The sequence below is a fragment of the Acidovorax sp. GW101-11A03 genome, from assembly GCF_059424825.1.
The window spans coordinates 1-19,597 of record NZ_JBWKZU010000076.1 but is presented as its reverse complement, the minus strand read 5'-3'; the positions used below and the strand labels follow the sequence as shown (position 1 = coordinate 19,597).

The 19,597-nt window shown below is 66.4% G+C and carries 22 protein-coding genes; 7 read left to right on the top strand and 15 right to left on the bottom strand.

The genetic code is table 11. From position 1 onward, the window contains the following. On the bottom strand, positions 1-334 hold a 334-nt coding region (locus AC07Z7_RS22075; protein WP_494767675.1), incomplete at its 3' end, for a TetR family transcriptional regulator. 168 nt (positions 335-502) lie between these two features. Here AC07Z7_RS22075 and AC07Z7_RS22070 point away from each other — a divergent pair. The 4 genes from AC07Z7_RS22070 to AC07Z7_RS22055 all read left to right on the top strand — a co-directional run bounded on the left by AC07Z7_RS22070 (position 503) and on the right by AC07Z7_RS22055 (position 4,759). Next, positions 503-1,495 carry a tripartite tricarboxylate transporter substrate-binding protein gene (locus AC07Z7_RS22070; protein WP_094286789.1) on the top strand — a complete coding sequence of 331 codons (993 nt, stop codon included), beginning with the start codon at positions 503-505 and terminating at the stop codon, positions 1,493-1,495. 34 nt (positions 1,496-1,529) lie between these two features. Further along, positions 1,530-2,363 carry a cyclase family protein gene (locus AC07Z7_RS22065; protein WP_494767674.1) on the top strand — a complete coding sequence of 278 codons (834 nt, stop codon included), beginning with the start codon at positions 1,530-1,532 and terminating at the stop codon, positions 2,361-2,363. Next, positions 2,360-3,403, top strand: a complete 1,044-nt coding sequence (locus tag AC07Z7_RS22060; protein ID WP_494767673.1) for a fumarylacetoacetate hydrolase family protein — start codon at positions 2,360-2,362, stop codon at positions 3,401-3,403. The genes AC07Z7_RS22065 and AC07Z7_RS22060 overlap by 4 nt, the downstream gene beginning before the upstream one ends. 273 nt (positions 3,404-3,676) lie before the next feature. After that, positions 3,677-4,759: an adenylate/guanylate cyclase domain-containing protein gene (locus AC07Z7_RS22055; RefSeq protein WP_252661721.1), complete on the top strand. Its 1,083-nt coding sequence runs from the start codon at positions 3,677-3,679 to the stop codon at positions 4,757-4,759. Positions 4,760-4,786: 27 nt separating this feature from the next. On the opposite strand, the gene AC07Z7_RS22050 is transcribed toward AC07Z7_RS22055, so the two are convergent. Then, a complete protein-coding gene (locus AC07Z7_RS22050; RefSeq protein WP_494767672.1) occupies positions 4,787-5,515 on the bottom strand; it encodes a haloacid dehalogenase type II in 729 nt (242 codons plus the stop codon). A gap of 257 nt (positions 5,516-5,772) precedes the next feature. Between AC07Z7_RS22050 and AC07Z7_RS22045 the strand changes: the two genes are divergently transcribed. The 3 genes from AC07Z7_RS22045 (at position 5,773) to AC07Z7_RS22035 (ending at position 8,920) form a co-directional block, all read left to right on the top strand. Then, the gene (locus tag AC07Z7_RS22045) at positions 5,773-6,996 is read left to right on the top strand and encodes an MFS transporter (RefSeq protein WP_494767671.1); all 1,224 of its coding nucleotides are present in this window, start codon (positions 5,773-5,775) and stop codon (positions 6,994-6,996) included. A gap of 159 nt (positions 6,997-7,155) precedes the next feature. Continuing rightward, positions 7,156-8,382, top strand: coding sequence for an alanine transaminase (gene alaC, locus AC07Z7_RS22040; RefSeq protein ID WP_494767670.1), 1,227 nt, complete (start codon positions 7,156-7,158; stop codon positions 8,380-8,382). A gap of 160 nt (positions 8,383-8,542) precedes the next feature. Continuing rightward, the gene (locus AC07Z7_RS22035) at positions 8,543-8,920 is read left to right on the top strand and encodes a DUF4288 domain-containing protein (RefSeq protein WP_494767669.1); all 378 of its coding nucleotides are present in this window, start codon (positions 8,543-8,545) and stop codon (positions 8,918-8,920) included. A 44-nt stretch (positions 8,921-8,964) separates the two neighbouring features. Here AC07Z7_RS22035 and AC07Z7_RS22030 read toward each other — a convergent pair whose 3' ends face one another. The 13 genes from AC07Z7_RS22030 to AC07Z7_RS21970 all read right to left on the bottom strand — a co-directional run. After that, positions 8,965-9,192, bottom strand: a complete 228-nt coding sequence (locus AC07Z7_RS22030) for a hypothetical protein (protein ID WP_494767668.1) — start codon at positions 9,190-9,192, stop codon at positions 8,965-8,967. A gap of 23 nt (positions 9,193-9,215) precedes the next feature. Continuing rightward, positions 9,216-10,052: an urease accessory protein UreD gene (locus tag AC07Z7_RS22025; protein WP_494767667.1), complete on the bottom strand. Its 837-nt coding sequence runs from the start codon at positions 10,050-10,052 to the stop codon at positions 9,216-9,218. Positions 10,053-10,144: 92 nt separating this feature from the next. After that, a complete protein-coding gene (locus AC07Z7_RS22020) occupies positions 10,145-11,530 on the bottom strand; it encodes an FAD-binding oxidoreductase (protein ID WP_494767666.1) in 1,386 nt (461 codons plus the stop codon). A gap of 225 nt (positions 11,531-11,755) precedes the next feature. Beyond that, on the bottom strand, positions 11,756-12,655 hold the full coding sequence (locus tag AC07Z7_RS22015; RefSeq protein WP_494767677.1) for an ABC transporter permease: 900 nt from the start codon (positions 12,653-12,655) through the stop codon (positions 11,756-11,758). 23 nt (positions 12,656-12,678) lie between these two features. Continuing rightward, the gene (locus tag AC07Z7_RS22010) at positions 12,679-13,509 is read right to left on the bottom strand and encodes an ABC transporter ATP-binding protein (protein WP_494767665.1); all 831 of its coding nucleotides are present in this window, start codon (positions 13,507-13,509) and stop codon (positions 12,679-12,681) included. Between the two features lie 197 nt (positions 13,510-13,706). Further along, on the bottom strand, positions 13,707-14,705 hold the full coding sequence (locus tag AC07Z7_RS22005) for an ABC transporter substrate-binding protein (protein WP_494767664.1): 999 nt from the start codon (positions 14,703-14,705) through the stop codon (positions 13,707-13,709). 86 nt (positions 14,706-14,791) lie between these two features. Continuing rightward, positions 14,792-15,655 (bottom strand): creatininase family protein, encoded by an 864-nt coding sequence (locus tag AC07Z7_RS22000; protein WP_494767663.1) that lies wholly within the window; start codon positions 15,653-15,655, stop codon positions 14,792-14,794. Between the two features lie 31 nt (positions 15,656-15,686). After that, entirely contained in the window at positions 15,687-16,163 is a 477-nt protein-coding gene (locus AC07Z7_RS21995; RefSeq protein ID WP_494767662.1) for a RidA family protein, read from the bottom strand. After that, on the bottom strand, positions 16,160-17,488 hold the full coding sequence (locus AC07Z7_RS21990) for an amidohydrolase family protein (RefSeq protein ID WP_494767661.1): 1,329 nt from the start codon (positions 17,486-17,488) through the stop codon (positions 16,160-16,162). The genes AC07Z7_RS21995 and AC07Z7_RS21990 overlap by 4 nt, the downstream gene beginning before the upstream one ends. A gap of 23 nt (positions 17,489-17,511) precedes the next feature. Continuing rightward, positions 17,512-18,099 (bottom strand): NAD(P)H-dependent oxidoreductase, encoded by a 588-nt coding sequence (locus tag AC07Z7_RS21985; protein ID WP_252661883.1) that lies wholly within the window; start codon positions 18,097-18,099, stop codon positions 17,512-17,514. Positions 18,100-18,135: 36 nt separating this feature from the next. After that, complete coding sequence (locus AC07Z7_RS21980) at positions 18,136-18,438, bottom strand: 2Fe-2S iron-sulfur cluster-binding protein (RefSeq protein WP_252661885.1); 303 nt, start codon at positions 18,436-18,438, stop codon at positions 18,136-18,138. Between the two features lie 190 nt (positions 18,439-18,628). Then, entirely contained in the window at positions 18,629-19,285 is a 657-nt protein-coding gene (locus tag AC07Z7_RS21975; RefSeq protein ID WP_494767676.1) for a TetR family transcriptional regulator C-terminal domain-containing protein, read from the bottom strand. Between the two features lie 73 nt (positions 19,286-19,358). Next, positions 19,359-19,597: tRNA-specific adenosine deaminase (locus AC07Z7_RS21970; protein ID WP_494767660.1), on the bottom strand; the 239-nt coding region annotated here is incomplete at its 5' end.

Sequence of the window (19,597 nt, the reverse complement as noted above, 5' to 3'; positions counted from 1 at the left end):
GGGCATCGGCCAGCGACTTGAGCCGCACATCGATGTAGCCCGCATGCGCGCGGAAGATGGCGTGGTACAGCGAGAGCTTGGGGCCGTAGTAGTAGCCCACCAGCGCCAGCGGCACACCGGCCTCGTCCGCAATGTCGCGGATCGACACGCCATGAAAACCGCGCGTGGCAAACAGCCGCTCGGCCGCCTGCAGGATGTTGGCCTGGCGGTTGGGGGCGAGTTCTTCTTCGCTGGTGGCGCTGCGGGCCACAGCACGCTTGCGCGCCGGGGCTTTCGCGGCAGGGGCTGCGGGCACGGCGGCCGCAGTCTGGGGGGTGGAGCGGGATTTGGGCATAGGCTGTTTTATACGGCTGTATAAATTTATTGAACACTCGTACAAACCCCAGTCGATTTGAATTTGTACGTTCGTATAATTTTTCATGCCACCCGCTGCAGGCCAGCTCATGCAGGGCTTGCGGGGCTTCGCTGCAAATTCCATCCAATCCAACCGGAGACAGACACCATGATCACCCGCCGCTGTTTTACCCAGCTTTCTGCCGCCCTGCTGCCCACCCTGGGCGGTGCTCCTGCCGCCTGGGCGCAGGCGGGCAAGGACGCCATGCCCGACATGGCGCGCATCATCTCGGGCTTTCCGGCCGGGGGCACGGCCGATGCGCTGGCGCGCCGTGTGGGCGACCGCATGCGCGGCCACTACGCAGCATCCTTGGTGGTGGACAACAAGCCCGGCGCAGGCGGGCAGATCGGCATCCTCAACCTGCGCGACAGCCCGGCCGATGGCACCAGCCTGCTCATCACGCCGTCGTCCATGCTGTCCATCTACCCCTACACCTACCCCAAGCTGCGCTACACGCTCGACGACGTGGCGCCCGTGTCACTGGGCGCCATGTTCGACCACGGCCTGGCCGTGGGCCCCGGCGTGCCCGACAGCGTGCGCACGCTGGCCGACCTGCTGGACTGGATGCGCGCCAACCCCGGCAGCGCCAACTACGGCAGCCCCGGTGCGGGCTCCATGCCGCACATGGTGGGCGTGCTGCTGGGGCAGTTCAGCAAGATCGACATGCGCCACATCGCCTACCGGGGCACGGTGCCCGGCATGCAAGACCTGCTGGGCGGGCAGATTCCCGCGTTCTGGGGGCCAATTGGCGACTACCTGCAGCATGGCAAGGGCGGCAAGCTGCGGGTGCTGGCCATTGCGGGCAGCAAGCGCTCACCGTTCCTGCCGCAGGTGCCCACGCTGACGGAGCTGGGCTACCCGCTCAAGGTCAGCGAGTGGTACGGCTTCTTCCTGCCCGGCAAGGCCACGCCCGAGACCATCAAGCGCGCATCCGATGCCCTGCAGGCCGCATTGAGCCAGCCCGAGGTGGTGGAGTACGGCAAGCAGTACGGCCTGGAGGTCAAGCCCTCCACCGCCGCGCAACTGGCGCAGATGCTCAAGGCCGATGCCGACCAGTGGCGCGGCCTCATCAAGCAGACCGGCTTCACGGCCGAATCCTGATTGCCTGGTTTCGACCTTTCCACGCGACCCCGCCATGACCACCACGCTCGCCGCACCTGCGCGCCGCATCGTCGATATCTCGATGCACCTTGAAAACGATGTTGTCTCCGACCCGCCGGGCCTGGGCCCGCGCATCCGTTACATCGACCACCAGATGAGCTTTGCGGACCTGGCGCAGTTCTTTCCAGGCCTCCAGAAGGAAGACCTGCCCGACGGTGAATCCTGGGCGGTGGAGGACGTGCAGCTCAACACCCACAACGGCACCCACCTGGACGCGCCCTACCACTTCGCCTCCACCATGGACGGCGGCCAGCGCGCGCTGTCCATCGACGAGGTGGACCTGAACTGGTGCTTCCAGCCCGGCGTGAAGCTGGACTTTCGGCACCTGCCCGACGGCTACGTGGTGCAGGCCGCCGATGTGGAGGCCGAACTCGCACGCATCGGCCACACGCTGCAGCCGCTGCAGATCGTGGTGGTCAACACCCGCGCTGGCAGCGCCTACGGCACGGCGGGCTACACGCGCGCGGGTTGCGGCATGGGCTACGAGGCCACCATGTACCTGCTGGAGCGCGGCGTGCGCCTGACCGGCACCGACGCCTGGAGCTGGGACGCCCCCTTCGCCTATACCGCGCAGCGCTATGCCGAAAGCGGCGACGCATCGCTGATCTGGGAGGGCCACAAGGCCGGGCGCGACATTGGCTACTGCCACCTCGAAAAACTGCACAACCTGGAGGCGCTGCCCGCCAGCGGCTTCTATATCTCGTGCTTTCCGGTCAAGGTGCGCGGCGCCTCTGCGGGCTGGACGCGGGCCGTGGCCATTTTTGACCCGGTGCTGCCGCTGCAGCCTGCGGTCGGAGTGGCGCCATGAAACTCGCGACACTGCGAAACGGCCAGCGCGATGGCCGCCTGGTGGTCGTGTCGGCCGATGCCCGCCGTTGCATCGATGCCAGCCCGGTGGCCCCTACGCTGCTCGATGCCTTGGAGCGCTGGAGCGTGGTGGAGCCCGCGCTGCACGACCTGGCCCGCACCGTGAACGTGCCCCCCGCCCCGGGCGCCATGCCCTTTGATGCGCGCCAGTGTCTGGCCCCTTTGCCGCGCACCTGGCAGTGGCTGGACGGCTCGGCCTTTCTGAACCACGGTCACCTCATGGAACGCGCCTTCAAGGTGCCGCCGGTGGCCGACTTCGAGACCATCCCGCTCATGTACCAGGGCGCGGCCGACGACTTTCTGGGTCCACACGACGATGTGGCCCTGCCGTCCGAAGCCGACCAGATCGACTTCGAGGGCGAATTTGGCGTGGTGCTCAGTGAGACCCCCATGGGCGTCACCGCTGAAGCTGCGCTGCAGCATGTGCGCCTCATCGTGCTCATCAACGACTGGAGCCTGCGCGCCTTCGGCCCGCGCGAGGCCAAAAGCGGCTTCGGCTTTGTGCAGGCCAAGCCCTCCACCGCATTCGCGCCCATCGCCGTCACGCCCGACGAACTGGGCGCAGCGTGGACCGGCGGCCGCGTGCACCTGCGGCTGCAGACGCAGCGCAACGGCGAATGGTTTGGCCACCCGCACGGCGGTGCCATGCACTTTGACTTCGGCCAGTTGATCGCCCATGCAGCGCGCACGCGCAGGCTGTCGGCAGGCACCCTGATCGGCTCGGGCACCGTGTCGAATGCGGATGTGACCGTGGGCTCGTCCTGCATCGCCGAGCGCCGCATGGTCGAGGCGCTGGCCGACGGCGCGCCGCACACACCGTTTCTGCGCTTTGGCGAGCGGGTGCGCATGGTGGCGCTGGACGGGCAGGGCCAGCCTGGGCCGTTTGGCGTGATCGATCAGATGGTGGTGCCGGGCGGCGCGGCGGGCTCGGAGCGGGTGAGTATGGAGAGTGCTATTGATTTGATAGCTATTGGGACATGATGGTCGCGCGGTAGAGGCCAAAAAACCTTGTATTTGGCGCTTCAGCCCATTCGCCCTTGGGTTGGCCGCCTCTGTTTCCATGGCTCGCAGTGCCGGGTCTTTCCCCTCTCCCCCTGCGGGAGCGGGTTGGGGGAAGGGGCGCGCCAAGTTAGCTTCCGTCGCGCGGCCCCGGGGTGTTTTCACCGGTTGACCAGCCGGTGGGCGGCGCCTATTCTGGCTGGCAGGAGGCCCGTGATGCCCCCATACCAACACACTCCCCACCTCCCTCGCGCCATGCACAAAGAATTCCACCACGACGCCGTGCGCCGCCTGCAGTCGCTGATCGAGCGCGAGACCGGGACGACCCTTTCCGACGCGGCGCAGGCCGAGATGGCCAGCATCCTGCACGGCATGCAAAGCCCCGATGGCGGGGCCAGCGAGGGCCTGGACGTGGTGCCGCGCGAGGTCACCATCCTGCTGGCTGACCTGCGCGGGTTCACCGCGCTGTCGGGCTCTCAGCCCGCAGCCGTGGTCATTGCGGCGCTCAACCGCTGCCTGGCGCGGCTGTCCGAAGTGGTGTTCAAGTACCAGGGCAGCATCGACAAGTTCATGGGCGACTCGATCATGGTGCTGTTCGGCGCACCCGTGGCGCGCGACGACGATGTGGACCGCGCACTGCTCTGCGCCGTAGAGATGCAGATCGCCATGCGCGAGCTGAACCTGGCGCACCTGCGCGAGCGGCTGCCCGAGGTGTTTCTGGGCATTGGCGTGAACACGGGCACGGTGATGGCGGGGCGTTTTGGCTCGGACGTGTACTCGGAATACACCGTGATCGGCGAGGCCGTCAACCTGGCCTCGCGCATCGAGGCACTGAGCCTGCGTGGCCAGGTGCTCATCAGCGACTCCACCTACCAGCGCTGCTGGGGCCTGGTGTCCGCGTCGGCGCCGATGCAGGTCTATGTCAAAGGCCGCACGCAGCCTGTGAGCCTGCGCGAGCTGATCGCCATTCCCTCGCACAAGCTCAAGGTGCCGCGCCAGGAGTTTCGCCGCAGCCACCGCGTGGACGCACGCCTGCCCTGCCTGTGCCAGCGTATGCAGGACAAGATCGTGGTGCCCCACATCGTGCACGGCGCCATCCGCGACATCGGCTACCACGGCCTGCTGGTCGAGCTGATCGAGCCGCTGGAGCCGCACAGCGAGGTCAAGCTGGAGTTTGAGCTGCCGCTGGTGGACTACCGCGTGGCCGATGTGTATGCGCGGGTCATCACCCTCAAGCCAGAGGGCGACGAGTGGGTGGCCGGGCTGGAGTTCACCTCCATCAGCGCCGAATGCCATGCCAAGGTGCAGATGTTTGTGCAGCTATTGGTAGCGCACTGACCGGCGCGGGTGTGCCCCGGGGCACATTCAACAGCCCAGCATCTGCGCCAGATCGTTCAGGTCTTTGGCGTGCAGATCGTTGCCCGGCTGTGGCGTGCCGTCCTTGGGCCGGGCTGCACCCAGCTCCAGGGGACGCTCGACGTAGGCGGTGCGCAGGCCGCAGGCCCGCGCGGCGGCCAGGTCGTCATGGTGGGTGGCCACCAGCGCCACCTGCTCGGGCGGCACATCAAACACGCGGGCCACGCCCAGGTAGGTGTCGGGGTGGGGCTTGTAGGCCTTGAAGACCTCGGCGCTCAGCACACAGTCCCACGGCAGACCGGCGTGCTTGGCCATGTTGGTCAGCAGCCCGATGTTGCCGTTCGACAGTGTGGTGATGGTGAAGCGCCTTTTTAGCCGCGTCAGCCCCTCCACGCTGTCGGGCCAGGCATCCAGCCGGTGCCACACGCGGTTGAGGTGGCGGCGCTCGGCCTCGGGCAGGTGCGCCAGTCCAAAGCGCGGCAGGATCTCGTCAAGGATGCTGCGGTGCAGGTCGTCCACCAGCGTCCAGCCCCGTTCGCCCCGCATCACCTGCGCCATGGCGGGTTGGTAGCCCGCGCGCCAGGCCAGCGCAAACGCATCGCCATCCACCGCCGGGTACAGCGCCTGCATCTCGCGCACGATGCTGCCGTGCCAGTCCACCACGGTGCCAAAGATGTCGAAGGCCAGCACCTGGACGGTGCGGGCGATGGTGTCTGCTGTGCTCGGGCGGATGCTCATTGGCTGTCCTTGCAAAAAAGGGGGAGGGGGCGAGTAAGGAGGAGTCAGCCTAACAGCCCTGGTGGTGGGCATGTGTTCAGTGCAAGGCATGCCCCCGCGCCAGCAAGTCCGCGCAGGGCATGTTATGGTTACCAAATTCGGGTTTACCCCCGTAACTGCGTTTCTTCTTTGGGCCCGTTCCCGCCCCAGAACCCTTACTGATTCTTGCGCTGCGCCATCATCTGCCGCAGCGGCTTGCCCCTGTTGTTGCCCTTGCCATGACTGCGCCCCTGTCCTCCACGCCCATCGATTCCACCCCCACCGACGACCGCACCCTGGTGCGCGCCGTGCTGGCCCTGGGGGTGGGCGGTTTCTCCATCGGCACCGGCGAGTTCGTCATCATGGGCCTGCTGCCCGAGGTGGCGCGCGACATTGGCGTGAGCATTCCGCAGGCGGGCCACGTCATCAGCGCCTATGCCCTGGGCGTGGTGGTGGGTGCACCCGTGCTGGCCGTGCTGTGCGCCCACTGGGGGCGGCGCGCGCTGCTCATGGCGCTGATGGTGGTGTATGCGCTGGGCAATTTCGCATCGGCGCTGGCGCCGGGCTATGGCTCGCTCACTGCCATGCGGTTGTTTACCGGTCTTCCCCATGGCACCTACTTTGGCGTGGCCGCACTGGTGGCCGCAGCGCTGGCCCCGCCCGGCCGCCGCGCACGCGCCGTGGGCTGGGTCATGCTGGGGCTGACCACTGCCACGCTGGTGGGCGTGCCCATAGCCGCCGCGCTGGGCGAGGCGTTTGGCTGGCGTGCGGCCTTTGTGTTTGTGGGGCTCATTGCCGTGGCCGCCGTCGTCATGGTGCGCCTGTGGGTGCCCGCCATGCCCGCATCGCACGGCGCCAGCCCGCTGCGTGAGCTGGGCGCGCTGGCGCGCAAGCAGGTGTGGTTCACGCTGGGCATCGGGGCCATTGGTTTTGGCGGCATGTTTGCGGTGTTCAGCTACATCAAGCCCACCTTGCTGGAGGTGGCGGGCATGCCGCCTGCACTCATGCCGTTTGTGCTGTCGCTGTTTGGCCTGGGCATGGTGGCGGGCAACCTGGTGGGCTCGCGCATGGCCGACAAGGCGCTCATGCCCGCCATCGGCAAGGTGCTGCTGTGGTCCATCGTGGTGATGGCGCTGTTTGTGCCCGCCGCACACCACCCCGCCATCGCCGCGCTGGCCACGTTCCTCTTGGGCACCGTGGTGGCCATTGGCCCCGCGCTGCAGATCCGCCTGATGGACGTGGCGGGCGACGCACAGACCCTGGCCGCCGCGCTCAACCACTCGGCCTTCAATGCCGCCAACGCGCTCGGCGCCTGGCTGGGTGGCGTGGCGATTTCGGCAGGCATGGGCTGGACGTCCACCGGCTGGGTGGGGGTGGTGCTGGGCCTGGGTGGCGTGGCCATTTTTGCGTGGTCGATGGGCACCGAAAAGGCAACGGCCGCACGCGCCTCGGCCACCGCATAGCCCAACCCCACGGGTCGGCCGCTCTGTAGCGGCTTTGCGACAGCCGCGCGCAGGTTGGCGGGCTCGCGCTGTCTTGTGCGTTACATTGGCTGCGGGCTGGCCTTTCTGCCAGCCACGTCGCTCGGACGGTTCCGGGCGCTTACGTGAAAGTCACACCGCATGTCTGCATCGCAGGGCAAGCGCCGTTTTGCGCGCATCGATCGTCTCCCCCCCTACGTCTTCAACATCACGGCCGAGCTCAAGCTCGCGGCCCGCCGTCGGGGCGAAGACATCATCGACATGAGCATGGGCAACCCCGACGGGGCCACGCCGCCGCACATCGTCGCCAAGCTCACCGAAGTGGCCCAGCGGCCCGACACCCACGGCTACAGCGCCAGCAAAGGCATCCCCCGCCTGCGCCGCGCCATCAGCCACTGGTACAAAGATCGCTACGCGGTGGACATCAACCCCGACACCGAGGCCATCGTCACCATCGGCTCCAAGGAAGGCCTGGCCCATCTGATGCTGGCCACGTTGGACCGGGGCGACACCGTGCTGGTGCCCGACCCGAGCTACCCCATCCACATTTACGGCGCGGTGATTGCCGGGGCCGACATCCGCAGCGTGCCCGTGGCGCCCGATGTGGACTTTTTTGCCGAGCTGGAAAAGGCCATCCGCGGCAGCTACCCCAAGCCCAAGATGATGATCTTTGGCTTTCCCAGCAACCCCACCGCGCAGTGTGTGGAGCTGGGCTTCTTCGAGCGCGTGATCGCCCTGGCCAAGAAGCACGACATCCTGGTGGTGCACGACCTGGCCTACGCCGACATCGTGTACGACGGCTACCGCGCCCCCAGCATCATGGAAGTGCCCGGCGCCAAGGATGTGGCGGTGGAGTTTTTCACTCTGAGCAAAAGCTACAACATGGCCGGCTGGCGCGTGGGCTTCATGGTGGGCAACCCCGACCTGGTGGCGGCGCTTGCCCGCATCAAGAGCTACCACGACTACGGCACCTTCACGCCCCTGCAGGTGGCTGCGATTGCCGCGCTGGAGGGCGACCAGCAGTGCGTGAAAGACATCGCCGCCCAGTACCAGCGCCGCCGCGACGTGCTCTACAAGGGCCTCACCGAATCTGGCTGGGCCGTGGACTGCCCCAAGGCCAGCATGTACATCTGGGCCCGCATCCCCGAGCCGTATCGCGCTCTGGGGTCGCTGGAGTTTGCGCGGCAGCTGTTGGACAAGGCCAAGGTGTGCGTGTCGCCGGGCATTGGCTTTGGCGACCAGGGGGATGAGTATGTGCGCTTTGCGTTGATCGAGAACGAGGCGCGGATTCGGCAGGCGGTGCGGGGGATTCGGGGGATGTTCAAGGCGGATGGGTTGTTGAGGGTGCCAACGGTGGCGTCAGCCTGAATTAGCTCAGCCAGCCGGACTTCGATCAAACTAAAAGCAGATTCCGAGAGGTTGGCTGTGAATCGTGCCACCGTTGAATCTAGGAAAAGCCAGCTGCTCAATGCCTCTTTTGAGCGGCTGGTTCCTGTTTGGCCCGGGCCACATTCATGAGAATCCTTGCATGACATACGACAAGAACCTTTCACCGGTAGGCTGGTATTTGGTTTCTTACCTGCAGCGCTTCGTGGAATTGAATGACGACAGAAAAGACGATGATGAAGCTCGATTTCTGTCCTGGGAAAACACCGTTCTTGTATGTGCGTCGAACCTTGATGAAGCCTATAAAAAGGGGCTGGCGGTTGCTCGCGAGAACTCGAAACCCTACAGCGGTGGATCCGAAGGTGTACCTGTTCAATGGAAGTTGGTGGGTGTCACCGATGTCCTGCCTATCTACGAAGAGCTGAGAGATGGGGCGGAAATCATGTGGACTGAACGTGCCCCTCGAAAGCTCAAGAACCTTAAACAGATGGTCAGGCAGAAGGGGAGTTTTCGGCAGTAGATGCCAATCCCGGCGCGGAGGCGGGAAATCATCGGCTGTCGAAATCAATCCCTGGGGATGCTTTCCCAAATCAACCCTGCGCCAAAGCTGAATATCACCAGCACCACGCCGTACCACCCTGAGAACCAACTGATGTTGGTAGCCAACAAAACGGCTGAGATCAGCGCAGCAAGCACCGCGAGTCCAATGCGCCAGTGAAGCGCCAGCATCGTGATGAGTTCAAAAAGGGCGTCCATACAACCTTTCAATTCAACCGGATTGTCGTCGGCCACATGCGCCGCCTCACGCGGCCCACCTACATCGCCCAAATCCTAGGCGCCTCCCCCTCTAGCTCCCACAGCACCTCCCGCCAAGCCACCCGCACCGCCTTGAGCAGCTTCATTGCAGGCTCCACCTGCGGCGCCAGCACGCGTACCACCACCATGCGGTCGTTGGGGCTGGTGGCGCCTGCGGTGGCTTTGACCTGGGGGTGTTGATCCACCACTGCACGGGCCGCGTCCAGCGCAGCGTCGCGGCGCGTGCGGTCGAGGGAAGTGCCTGCGGCAAAGAACATGCTGGCCATGCAGCGGTGGCCCGCCAAGCCCAAGGGGCTGCTCAGCAGCCGGTCATCGGCGGCGTCGATCACGCCGCGCTCCAGCCACAGGCCGGGCACTTCCAGGTGCTGGGTGAAGCGGCCTTGTTCAAACGGCTGGCCCGCGTGCGGCAGGCCCAGCGCCGTCACGTCCCAGGCGATGCATTCGGCGCCGGGGGCGAGGTTCAGCGTGAGGTGGTTTTCAGCGTGGCAGGCGCTGTAGCACAGGGCCTCCAGCGGCAGCCATTCCAGGCGTGCGCCTTCGGCCAGGGTGAGGTGGCTGCGCTGCAGCGCCAGCGGGCCGGTGGAGCGGTAAAAGCGCGTGGCGCCGGGCGTGGTGACCAGGCCGTGGGCGCCGGGGCCCACGGTGGTGGTGATGTCCAGCGTGTCGCCGCCCACCAGACCGCCGGGCGGGTGCACCAGCACGTTGTGGCAGATGGCGTCGCCCTCGGGGTACAGGCTTTGCAGGATGCGCAGCGGCCCGTTGTGCTCGTAGCGGGCGACGGTGCGGGCATTGTGTTCTGCCGTGTAGTCGAGCTGAAGGCGGGCGTGCCAAGGCATGGGGTGATGATTTGCTACTAAATAAGTAGCTGATTATGCCCTGCAGGCGGGCGGTAGAGGCCTGTGGGAGTAATAGGCGGTACCCGCGTTTCCTACGCTGTTTGGCGTACGGGGGGCTGCGCGGGGGCTGTGGACCCGGCCGCATACCAGCTGCGCAACTTGCCGGGGTTGAGCAGGCCCTGGGGGTCAAAGCGGCGCTTCATGCCCACCACGGCGGGGTCCAGGTTGTTCTGCTTGCCGTCTTCCACGATGTACACGTGCGGGTTGTTGATCTGCACGCCGTGGTCGCGGTAGATCTGCATGATCTGGTTCAGGCGCTCTTCGGTGGTGTAGCGGATGATCTGCAGGCCGCTGCAGTTGAAGGCGCCTTCCTTGGTGCGCAAGAATTCCAGGTGCATCATCACCTCGCCCTTCAGCGCGGCCTCCAGCGCCTTCACCTGCTTGAGGCGGTGCATGGGATTGAAGCCGCTCTGGATATAGGTCAGGCCCTTGTCCACCTTGAGGGCGTGCAGGGTGGTGTGGTTCCAGGTGTATTCGAGCAGCGTCTTGTGGCTGCTGGCCACTTCGTCGGCCGTCTTGCGGTAGGTGACCTGGCCGCCGTGTTGCGCCACCATGTCGCGCATGCCGGCCTCGGAGTGCGGAGCCACCAGCAGCAGCACGGCATGCTGATTGGGGGGTAGGTGCTCGGCCAGGCTGGTGAAGTACTGCGGGATGGGGGCGGCCACAAAACACACCTCTTTTTTCTCCAGCCCGGGTGCACTGCCAAAGCGGTCGGCAAACTCCAGCGCAGCGTCGAACTGCTCGAAGGTGGCGATGCATTCGGTCCACTCCACGGCAGGAGTCAGGGCCACTTCCAGCTCCAGCACGATGCCATTGGTGCCGTAGGTGTGGTGCAGCAGCATGGCCTCGGGGCCGCGCAGTTCGATGACCTGCGGCTCGGGCTCCACCGTCATCGCGCGCACGGCCAGCACATTGCCAGGCGCGGCCAGCGGGCCGTGGTTGATGGAGCCTGCCCCCCCAAAGCCGCCGCCAAACAGCCCGCCCAGCGTGGCGCTGCGGTAGGTGCTGGGCAGCCAGCGCAGCTCTTGCCCATGGGGCTTGGCCTGCGCATCAAAGTCTGCCAGCCGGATGCCCGACTGCGCGCGGCCCACACCGCCGCGCACCCAGCCAAAGGCGTTGTAGCCCGACAGGTCCAGGATCACGCCACCGTGCAGCGGCGTGCTTTGCCCGTAGTTGCCGGTGCCGCTGCCGCGCACAGTGAGGGGAATGCCCGCGCTGGCGCAGGCGGCCACCACCTGGCGGATTTCTGCTTCGGTGCGCGGGCGCACGGCGATGTCACCGCGCTTACCCGCCAGGTCGCGCTTGAGCACGGGGCTGAACCAGGCAAAGTCCTGCGAGAGGCGGCCCACACGCAGCGGGTCGGCGATCCAGTCGAGGCCGGGCAGCAGGTCGGGCAGTTGTTGGGCGGTGGTGGTCATGTCGGTATCTCCTTGGCCGCTGGCGGCCGTTTTTGGCAAAAGGAAGCCCGTGCCGCGCGTGATCGAGCAGGGCGGTTATCGTGGAGGGATGGCTCGGTGGTTCAAAGCGTCACGCGCCACCCCAAGGCGTCGAACGCGCGGTGCCTTACCAGCGCCGCCGTGCAAGGGCCGCCCCGCCGCAGGGGCGGCGTCCCCTTGGGGGAAGGCGCGCAGCGACTCAGGGGGTTAGTCCATGCTGTTTTCGCTGGCGTGCCAGCCGCCCAGGGCGACACGGGTGAGCCATGCCATCAGCACAAAAAGCGCGACGCCGGTGAGCGAGATCAACAGCAGCGCAGCAAACATGCGCGGGATGTTGAGCTGGAAGCCCGCCTGCAAAATCTGGTACGCCAGCCCCGCACCCTGGCCCCCGGTGCCCGCCACAAACTCCGCCACCACAGCGCCGATGAGCGCCAGGCCACTGGAGATGCGCAGCCCGCCAAAGAAGTAGGGCAGTGCGCTGGGGATGCGCAGGCGCAGCAAGGTCTGCAGCCGCGTGGCGCGGTTGAGCTGGAAGTAGCTTTGCAGATCCGGCTCCACACTGCGCAGACCCAGTGTGGTGTTGCTGATGATGGGGAACAGGGCGACCAGTGCGGCGCAGATCACCATCGACGCCGTTGGGTCCTTCACCCAGATGATGATGAGCGGCGCCACGGCCACAATGGGCGTGACCTGCAGCAGCACGGCGTAGGGGAAGAGTGCGGTCTCGATGCGTTTGCTCTGCACAAACAGGAACGAGATCAGCACGCCGGCCACCGTGGCTACCATGAAGGCCAGCACCGTGATCTTGACGGTGACCCACAGCGAGCCGCCCAGTGCGGCCCAGTCGGTGAACAGCGTCTTCATCATCAGGATGGGCGAGGGCACCAGGTAGGGCGGCAGCTCCATGGCTGTGACCAGCCCCTGCCACAGTGCGATCAGCACCAGGCCAACCAGCACGGGGTAGACCACGCGCTGCACGCGGGGCTGGGCCATGAGTGGCGGGCGCTTGGGTGTGGCCTTGGTGGCCGCCTTGGCAGCGGCGCCCGCTGGCGCAGGTGCCGAGCGCGGCGTGGCTGCGAGGGGCGCGGTGACCACGGGCGACGCCATCGGTGCGGAAGGGAAGGGGGGGCTCATGCCACGGTCTCCTCGGTGTCCACGCTGGCGCGCAGCAGGCTGTCCTGCAGCAGCTGGGCGTAGCGGCTGAATTCGGGCGACACCATGAAGTCGGCCGTGCGGGGGTAGGGCGCGTCGATGCGGAACTCTTCGACCACGCGACCGGGGCGTGCGGCCATCATGACCACGCGGCTGGAGAGGAACACCGCCTCGTGGATCGAGTGCGTCACAAAGATCACGGTGAGTTTTTTCTTGCGCCACAAGTCGAGCAGGTCGGCGTCGAGCTTGTGGCGAGTGATTTCATCCAGTGCGCCAAAGGGCTCATCCATCAACAGCAGGTCGGGCTGGGTGACCAGGCCGCGCGCGATCGATACGCGCATCTGCATGCCGCCCGACAGCGCACGAGGCAGGGCGTTGGCAAACTTGGACAAGCCCACCAGTGCCAGCGCTTCGGTCACGCGCGCATCGGCTTCGGCGCGAGGCACGCCCGCCAGGTCCAGCGGCAGGCGCACATTGGTCTGCACACTGGCCCAGGGCATGAGCGTGGGCGACTGGAAGACAAAGGCCATCTTCTTGCCGCTTTCGTCCAGCTGCGCCACGGGCTTGCGCCACAGGTGCAGGCGGCCGTCGGTGGGCTCCAGCAGCCCCGCCACCATTTTCAGTAGCGTGCTCTTGCCGCAGCCCGAGGGGCCGAGCAGGGTGACGAATTCGCCTTCCTCAATGGTCAGGTCCACCGGCAGCAGGGCCTGGGTGCCATTGGGGTAGGTTTTTTCGGCCGAGAGCACCTCCACGGCGGGCGTGGGGCGCGGCGCGGGTGCCAGAGGTGGCGAGGCAGCGGGAATGGACATGGTGGTGCCTTTCGATGGATGTGGCCGGGGAGGCTGGCCGCTGTGTCAGGGCGATGGGGCTTATCTGTCGTAGCGCTTGGCTTGGCGCCAGTCGCTGGAAACTGGCGCGGCCCGAGCCAGCGAACGCCGAGCAAGGGCCGCCCCGCAGCGAGGGCGTTGTCCCCCTTGGGGGAAGGCGCGAAGCGACTCAGGGGGTGTCAAGGAAGAACCTTGAGGTCTTTGACGAACGACGTGGTGTAGGTCTCGGCCAGCTTCACCTTGGCAGGGTCGATGAGCTTGGCGTCTACCAGGAAGTCGTAGCTGGCCTTGGCGCGTGCGTCGGTCATGATGCCGATGCCCATGGTGGCTGCGTCACCACCCGTGGCCATGCCCATTTCCTTGAGCTTGGCCACGCTGTAGGCGAGCTGCTCGTCGCTCATGTTGGGGTTGTCTTTCTTGATGAGCGCGTTGGCGGGGGCCGGGTCGGCCAGGTAGCTCTTCCAGCCTTCCATCGACGCCTTCACGAACGAGGCCACGGCGGCGCTGCGGTCCTTCACTGTCTTTTCCATGCACGAGATGGTGGTGGCGTAGGCGGGGTAGCCCTGGTCGCTGAACATCAGCGTGTTGGCCTTGACGCCCGCCTTGGCAATCGCAAACGGCTCGGATGTCAGGTAGCCCTGCTGGGCGGTGTTCTTGTCGGCCACGAAGGGCTGGATGTTGAAGGTGTAGGGGCGGGTCTGCGAATCGGTGAAGCCGTACTTGGCCTTGAGCCAGGGCCAGTAGCCGCGCTGGGCCGACGATGCGATCAGGATGGTCTTGCCCTTGAGGTCTTCGAATTTCTTCACGTCCTCGTGCGCGATGAGTACCTGCGGGTCCTTCTGGAACACGGCCGCCACGTTGACCACGGGCACGCCGCCTTCACGCATCTGGATCATCTGCAGGTCGCTCGACCCCATCACGCATTCGGCCTGGCCAGCGGCCATCATCTGCACGATGTTGACCTGTGGGCCGCCCATCTTGATGGTCACGTCCAGCCCGTATTTTTTGTACAGGCCCGTGGCCACCGCCTGGTAGAAGCCGCCATGCTCGGCCTGCGCGTACCAGTTGGTCATGTAGGTGAACTTTTCCTGCGCGTGGGCCTGCATGGTGCCGACGGCACCAACAGCGAGCAGCGCGGCTGCACCAATTTTGGAAAGGCGGGAGGCGGTCTTCATCATGGTGGTACTCCGGTAGGGTGGTGGAGGTGGAACGAAGGGATAACGAAGGGAAAAGCGAAAAGGATTTGCGGTGGCGTTCGCAGGTTTCAGGCCAGTGCGGACGGGTGCTCGATGTGGCCGGTGTGTTGGGCGCGGCCCCAGGTGGGCTCAGCGCGCGGTGCCCACTGCAGCTTGTGCAGTTCGGTGATGGCGGCGGCCCAGCTCACGGCCAGCGATTCGAGGATGGCGTGGCCCTGCTCGGCCGTGGCGGGCAGTGGGTCGCCAATGATTCCGCTGGGGCCAAAGTCACGGGCACTCCAGGCGCAGGCGGGGCGGCCGTCGGGCGAGAGCAGGGGCGAATCAAATACGGGCGGGTAGTTGACCACCGCGCGCTCCATGTGCACGGTGTCGGGGGCCAGGGCCAGCATCAGTGCGGTTTCGCCGTGGCCCGCGTGCATGGCCAGGCGTTTTTCCTTGTCGGAGAGGAACTTGCCCGCCACATGCGGCACACGCCAGGTGAAGCTGGGCACCACGATGAAGTCGCCATGGCGCAGGCGCAGCTCGCGCGCGCACATCTCCATCACCTGCGGCTGGCCGCCGTGGCCGTTGACGAACAGCAGCTTGCGAAAACCCGCGCGGTAGACCGACTCGCCCACCTCGTTCATGGTGGCCAGCAGGGTCTCGCCGCTCAGCGTGACGGTACCCGGGAAGTGCAGGTGCTCTTCGGACTTGCCGTAGGTGATGGGGGCCATCGCAAACGCGGGCACATCATCCGGCAGGCGCGCCAGTGCATGGCCCACCACGCCTGCGCTGATGACGGTGTCCACCGCACAGGGCAGGTGCGGGCCGTGCTGCTCGGTGGCGCCCGTGGGCAGCACGATGACGGTGTTCTCCTTGTCCGGCAGGTCGGCGATCTCGGTCCAGCTCAGGTAGGGCAGGTAGCGGTGGGGCGGGTTGTAGCCGTGCAGCATGAAAGGCTTTCGTGAAGGTGTTGGGGGTGGATCAGCGCTGTGGCAGATAGGCCGTGGCTTCGACCTCGATCAGGATGTCTGGCGTGGGCAACATGCCGCTCACTTCCACGACGGTGGATGCGGGGGGCTCGCCGGGGAAGAACAGCTTGCGCACGCGGCTGTACTGCGGGAAGTGGTCCAGGTTCTTGAAGTACTGCACCAGCTTGCAAACGTCGGACATCTGGCCGCCTGCGGCCTCGATGGTTTGGCGGATGCGGTCGAGCACATACCAGCTCTGCGCGAGGATGGGGCCCTCCTTGATGTCGCTGCTGAACTCGCCCGTGCGGCCAATCAGCGTGGCGGCTTCGTCAGGGATGTCGGCATAGCCGCGCACGATGCGGCTGGCGGCAGGGTCCACGGCGATGATCCCGCTGAGGTAGATGAAGTCGCCTGCGCGGCGCCACGCGGCGTAGCGGGCCAGGGGCTGGGCGATGCCCGGCGCGGGTGCGGCTGCAGATGCGGGGCTCATGCAAGGCTCCTTGCGGATTCAGTGGTGGGCACATGCCAGGCGGCTGGTGCATGGCCGCTGGCGACGCGGCCCTGGCGCAGTACCACGCGGCCCTGCGCGCCTTGCGTGCGGGACGGAAAGCCCCAGTGGTCGGCCTGGGTGAAGACCAGCAGGTCGGCCACCGTGCCAGGCTGCAGGGGCAGCGCGGTGGTGCCAGTGCGGCCTGTGCGCAGCCAGTCGGCGCGGCACAGCGATTCGCTCCATTGGTCGAAAGGTGCATCCAGCTGCGCCGCCAGCACGCCCGTGGCCAGGGCCTCCAGCGGGTCGAAGCTGCCCACAGGGCAGAACGGGTCTTGCACGTTGTCGCTGGCCACCAGCACCGGGATGCCGCGTGCACGGGCTTCCTTCACCAGCGTCAGGCCCCGCTGGCGCGGTGTGCGGCCGGTGGTGGCGTCCTGCAGCAGCAGGTTGGTGATGGGCAGCGTGACCAGCGTGATGGGGTTTTGCGCGACGGCGTCGAGCGTGGCGAGGGCGGTGGCCTCGTCCTGTGCGGCCAGGGCGCAGGTGTGCCCGCAGACCACATGGCCTTCAAAGCGTAGCTCCTTGATCAGTGCGGCCGTGGTCGCCAAGCCCTGGGCGCCGGGGTGCAGTTCTTCGTCCACGTGCAGGTCCACGTTCAGCCCGTGGTGTTGCGCGGCTTCCAACAGGTGGCGCAGCGCCTGCGGGTCCCAGTTGGTGGAATGCACAAAGCCGCCCAGCAATGCGCCGGGGCCGCTGGCGGCCACGGTGGCGGCCAGTCGCAGGGCGGCGCTGCGGTCCGTATACAGGTGCAAGGGGATCAGGCTCACGCGCTCCAGCGTGATGCGGTCGGCCCAGTCGTGGGCCAGTGCGCGCAACACGTTCCAGGCCAGTGGCTGCGCGTCGGGCTCCCACCAGTCGCAGTGGGTGCGCAGGTGCACGGTGCCGGCGTCGTAGGCCCATTGCAGCGCGCGGCTGGCGCGGGCGTGGATGTCGGCTTCGGTCCAGCCCTGGCGGTCCACCATCATGGCCTCGATGGCGCCCAGCAGGCCGGGTTTGACCACGCCCATGCGGGGCAGGGTGAAGGCCTTGTCCAGGTGGGTGTGCGCATCCACCAGGCCGGGCAGCACCAGCGCGCCTGCTACGTCCCACACCGTGCCGTGGGGCGCTGGCTGGGTGCCATGGGGCAGCACCTGCACGATGCGGCCCTGGGCCAGGTGCAAATCGGCCAGCACGGGCTGGTGGCCCTGCTGCGGCCACGCGGCGGGCAGCAGCCAGCGCGGCAGCCGGGCGCGCAGGATGTGGTCGGGAGTGCTGGATGCGTGCATGCTGTGGCCCTTAGAAATCGGTCTTATGCAAAGCGCGCCATCGCCTGGCCCACGCGGGCCTTGAAGGCCGCCAGCCGGGGCGGTGTGGCCACGTTCATGTGGTAGTAGGCGTGGTAGTCCACCCGGGCCTTGCCGCCGGTGAGCAGGCGCATGTAGCGGGTGATGGACTTGCGCGGCGGGTCGCCCATGAACAGGGCCGTCCAGCGCGGGCGCCCGTAAGTGACCACGGCCGAGATGCGCTTGATGTGCGTGAGCGAGGGCTTGACGTTGTGTGGGTCGCTGATGTCAAAGGCCACTCCGGGCATGAGCACGCGGTCGAAAAATCCTTTGAGCATCGCTGGCATGCCAAAACACCAGGTGGGAAAGCAGAACACCACCGCCTCGGCCCAGCGTAGGCGGTCCACATAGCCCTGCACGGGCAACTGGTTGCTGGGCACCTCGTGGTAGCCCAGGCGCTCCTCGCGGGTCATCACGGGGTTAAAGCCCTCGGCGTACAGGTCGCAGTCGTCCACCTCATGGCCCGCACCGCGCAATTGCTGCACCACCTCGGTGTGCAGGGCGGCGTTGTAGCTGGTCTCTACCGGGTGGCAATAGATCACGAGGATGCGCATGGCGGGTGTCCTTCGGGTGGGTGGGAGAGGTGGGGTCTAGAGGTCCAGCGTGAGCGTGGCGCTGTGGCTGCGTGCGCAGCACACGGCGACGTGGGTGGCTTGCTCTGCAGCGCTCAGGCAGCTGTCGCGGTGGTCGGGCTCGCCGTCCAGCCAGCGGGTGACGCAAGTGCCGCACACGCCCTGCTCGCACAGGGTTTCCAGCGGCACGCCAGCGAGCTGCAGTACATCGGCCATGCTCTCGCCGGGGGCAACGGGCAAGCGCATCTGGCTGCGCTGCAGGATCAGCTCGAACGTGTGTTCTGTGCGGGTGGCGCTGGCGGTGTCAGGGGCTGTCTGCATTGTTTGACCATGTGATTTGATCGATTGGTCAAACTATTGCAAAGGCTGTGCCAGCCACAAAAAGCCATCAAACGTCTTTGTGGTGGATCAACGCGGCCTTATCGCGACGGATTTGCGCCGCGTGCTGGTGCGCATCGCGCCCTTCAGACCCTTTGGTGCGTAGACCATGCCCAGAAATGGGCATGGGGCTTTAGTCTGGTGCGAGGCCGCAGCCCAGCAGCACAAAGCTGGTGAGTTCGCGCACGATGGGCTCGCGGTCGATGGGCTCATCGGGCGCCAGGCCCAGCATGATGTGCACCTGCACGCCGTAGTCGGCATAGTGCTGCGTCATGCCCCAGATCTGCATGAGCAGCAGCGTGGGGTTGACGGCGCGCATGCGGCCTTCGGCAATCCAGCGGTTGATGAGGTCCACCTTCTGCTGCGTGGACTTGACGGCCACCGGCCAGTATTTGCCCAGATTGCGCCCACCGCCCAGCACCTCGGTGGTGAAGATGCGCGACAGGCCTGGGTTGTCCAGCGCGTAATCGAGCTTCTTGCGCACGTAGTTGCTCAGCACCGTCTTGGGGTCGTTGCTGTTGGCATCAAAGATGAAGGCACCCGACCAGCCGTTGAGCACCGAGTACAGCAGCTCTTCATACAGCTCTTCCTTGCTGCTGATGTAGTAGTGCAGCTGGGGCTTGGTCAGGCCCGCGCGCTCAGCAATCGCCTTGGTGGATGCCCCTTTGAACCCATGGCGGCTGAACTCGGCGATGGCCGCTTCGCGGATGGCGCCCAGGATGCGTTCACGGCCCTGTTTGGCGCGGCTGAGCAGCGCGCCGGAGGCGGCTTCGGCTTCGGATTCGGTCATGGCTTTGGTGCGAGGCATGGGGGACGGGCGATGGCAGAGTGTGCGCTGCAGATTCTGCCCGCGCGGGAATGGGTCAGACCTTCCAGAACCCGATATGTGGCGCGCTGGCTTCTTCGACCAGCGCCGGGCCGATGCATTCGATGGCGTGGGGCGAGGCGGCAAACACGTCGCGGCACGACAGCTCGGCGTCGCGCTGCTCGGCCCGCTCGCCCCGGAATACGCGCAGGCGCTCGGCGTCAATGCCAAACACCACACGCCCAATGCCCGACCAGAAGATGGCGCCCGCGCACATCACGCAGGGCTCGGCTGATG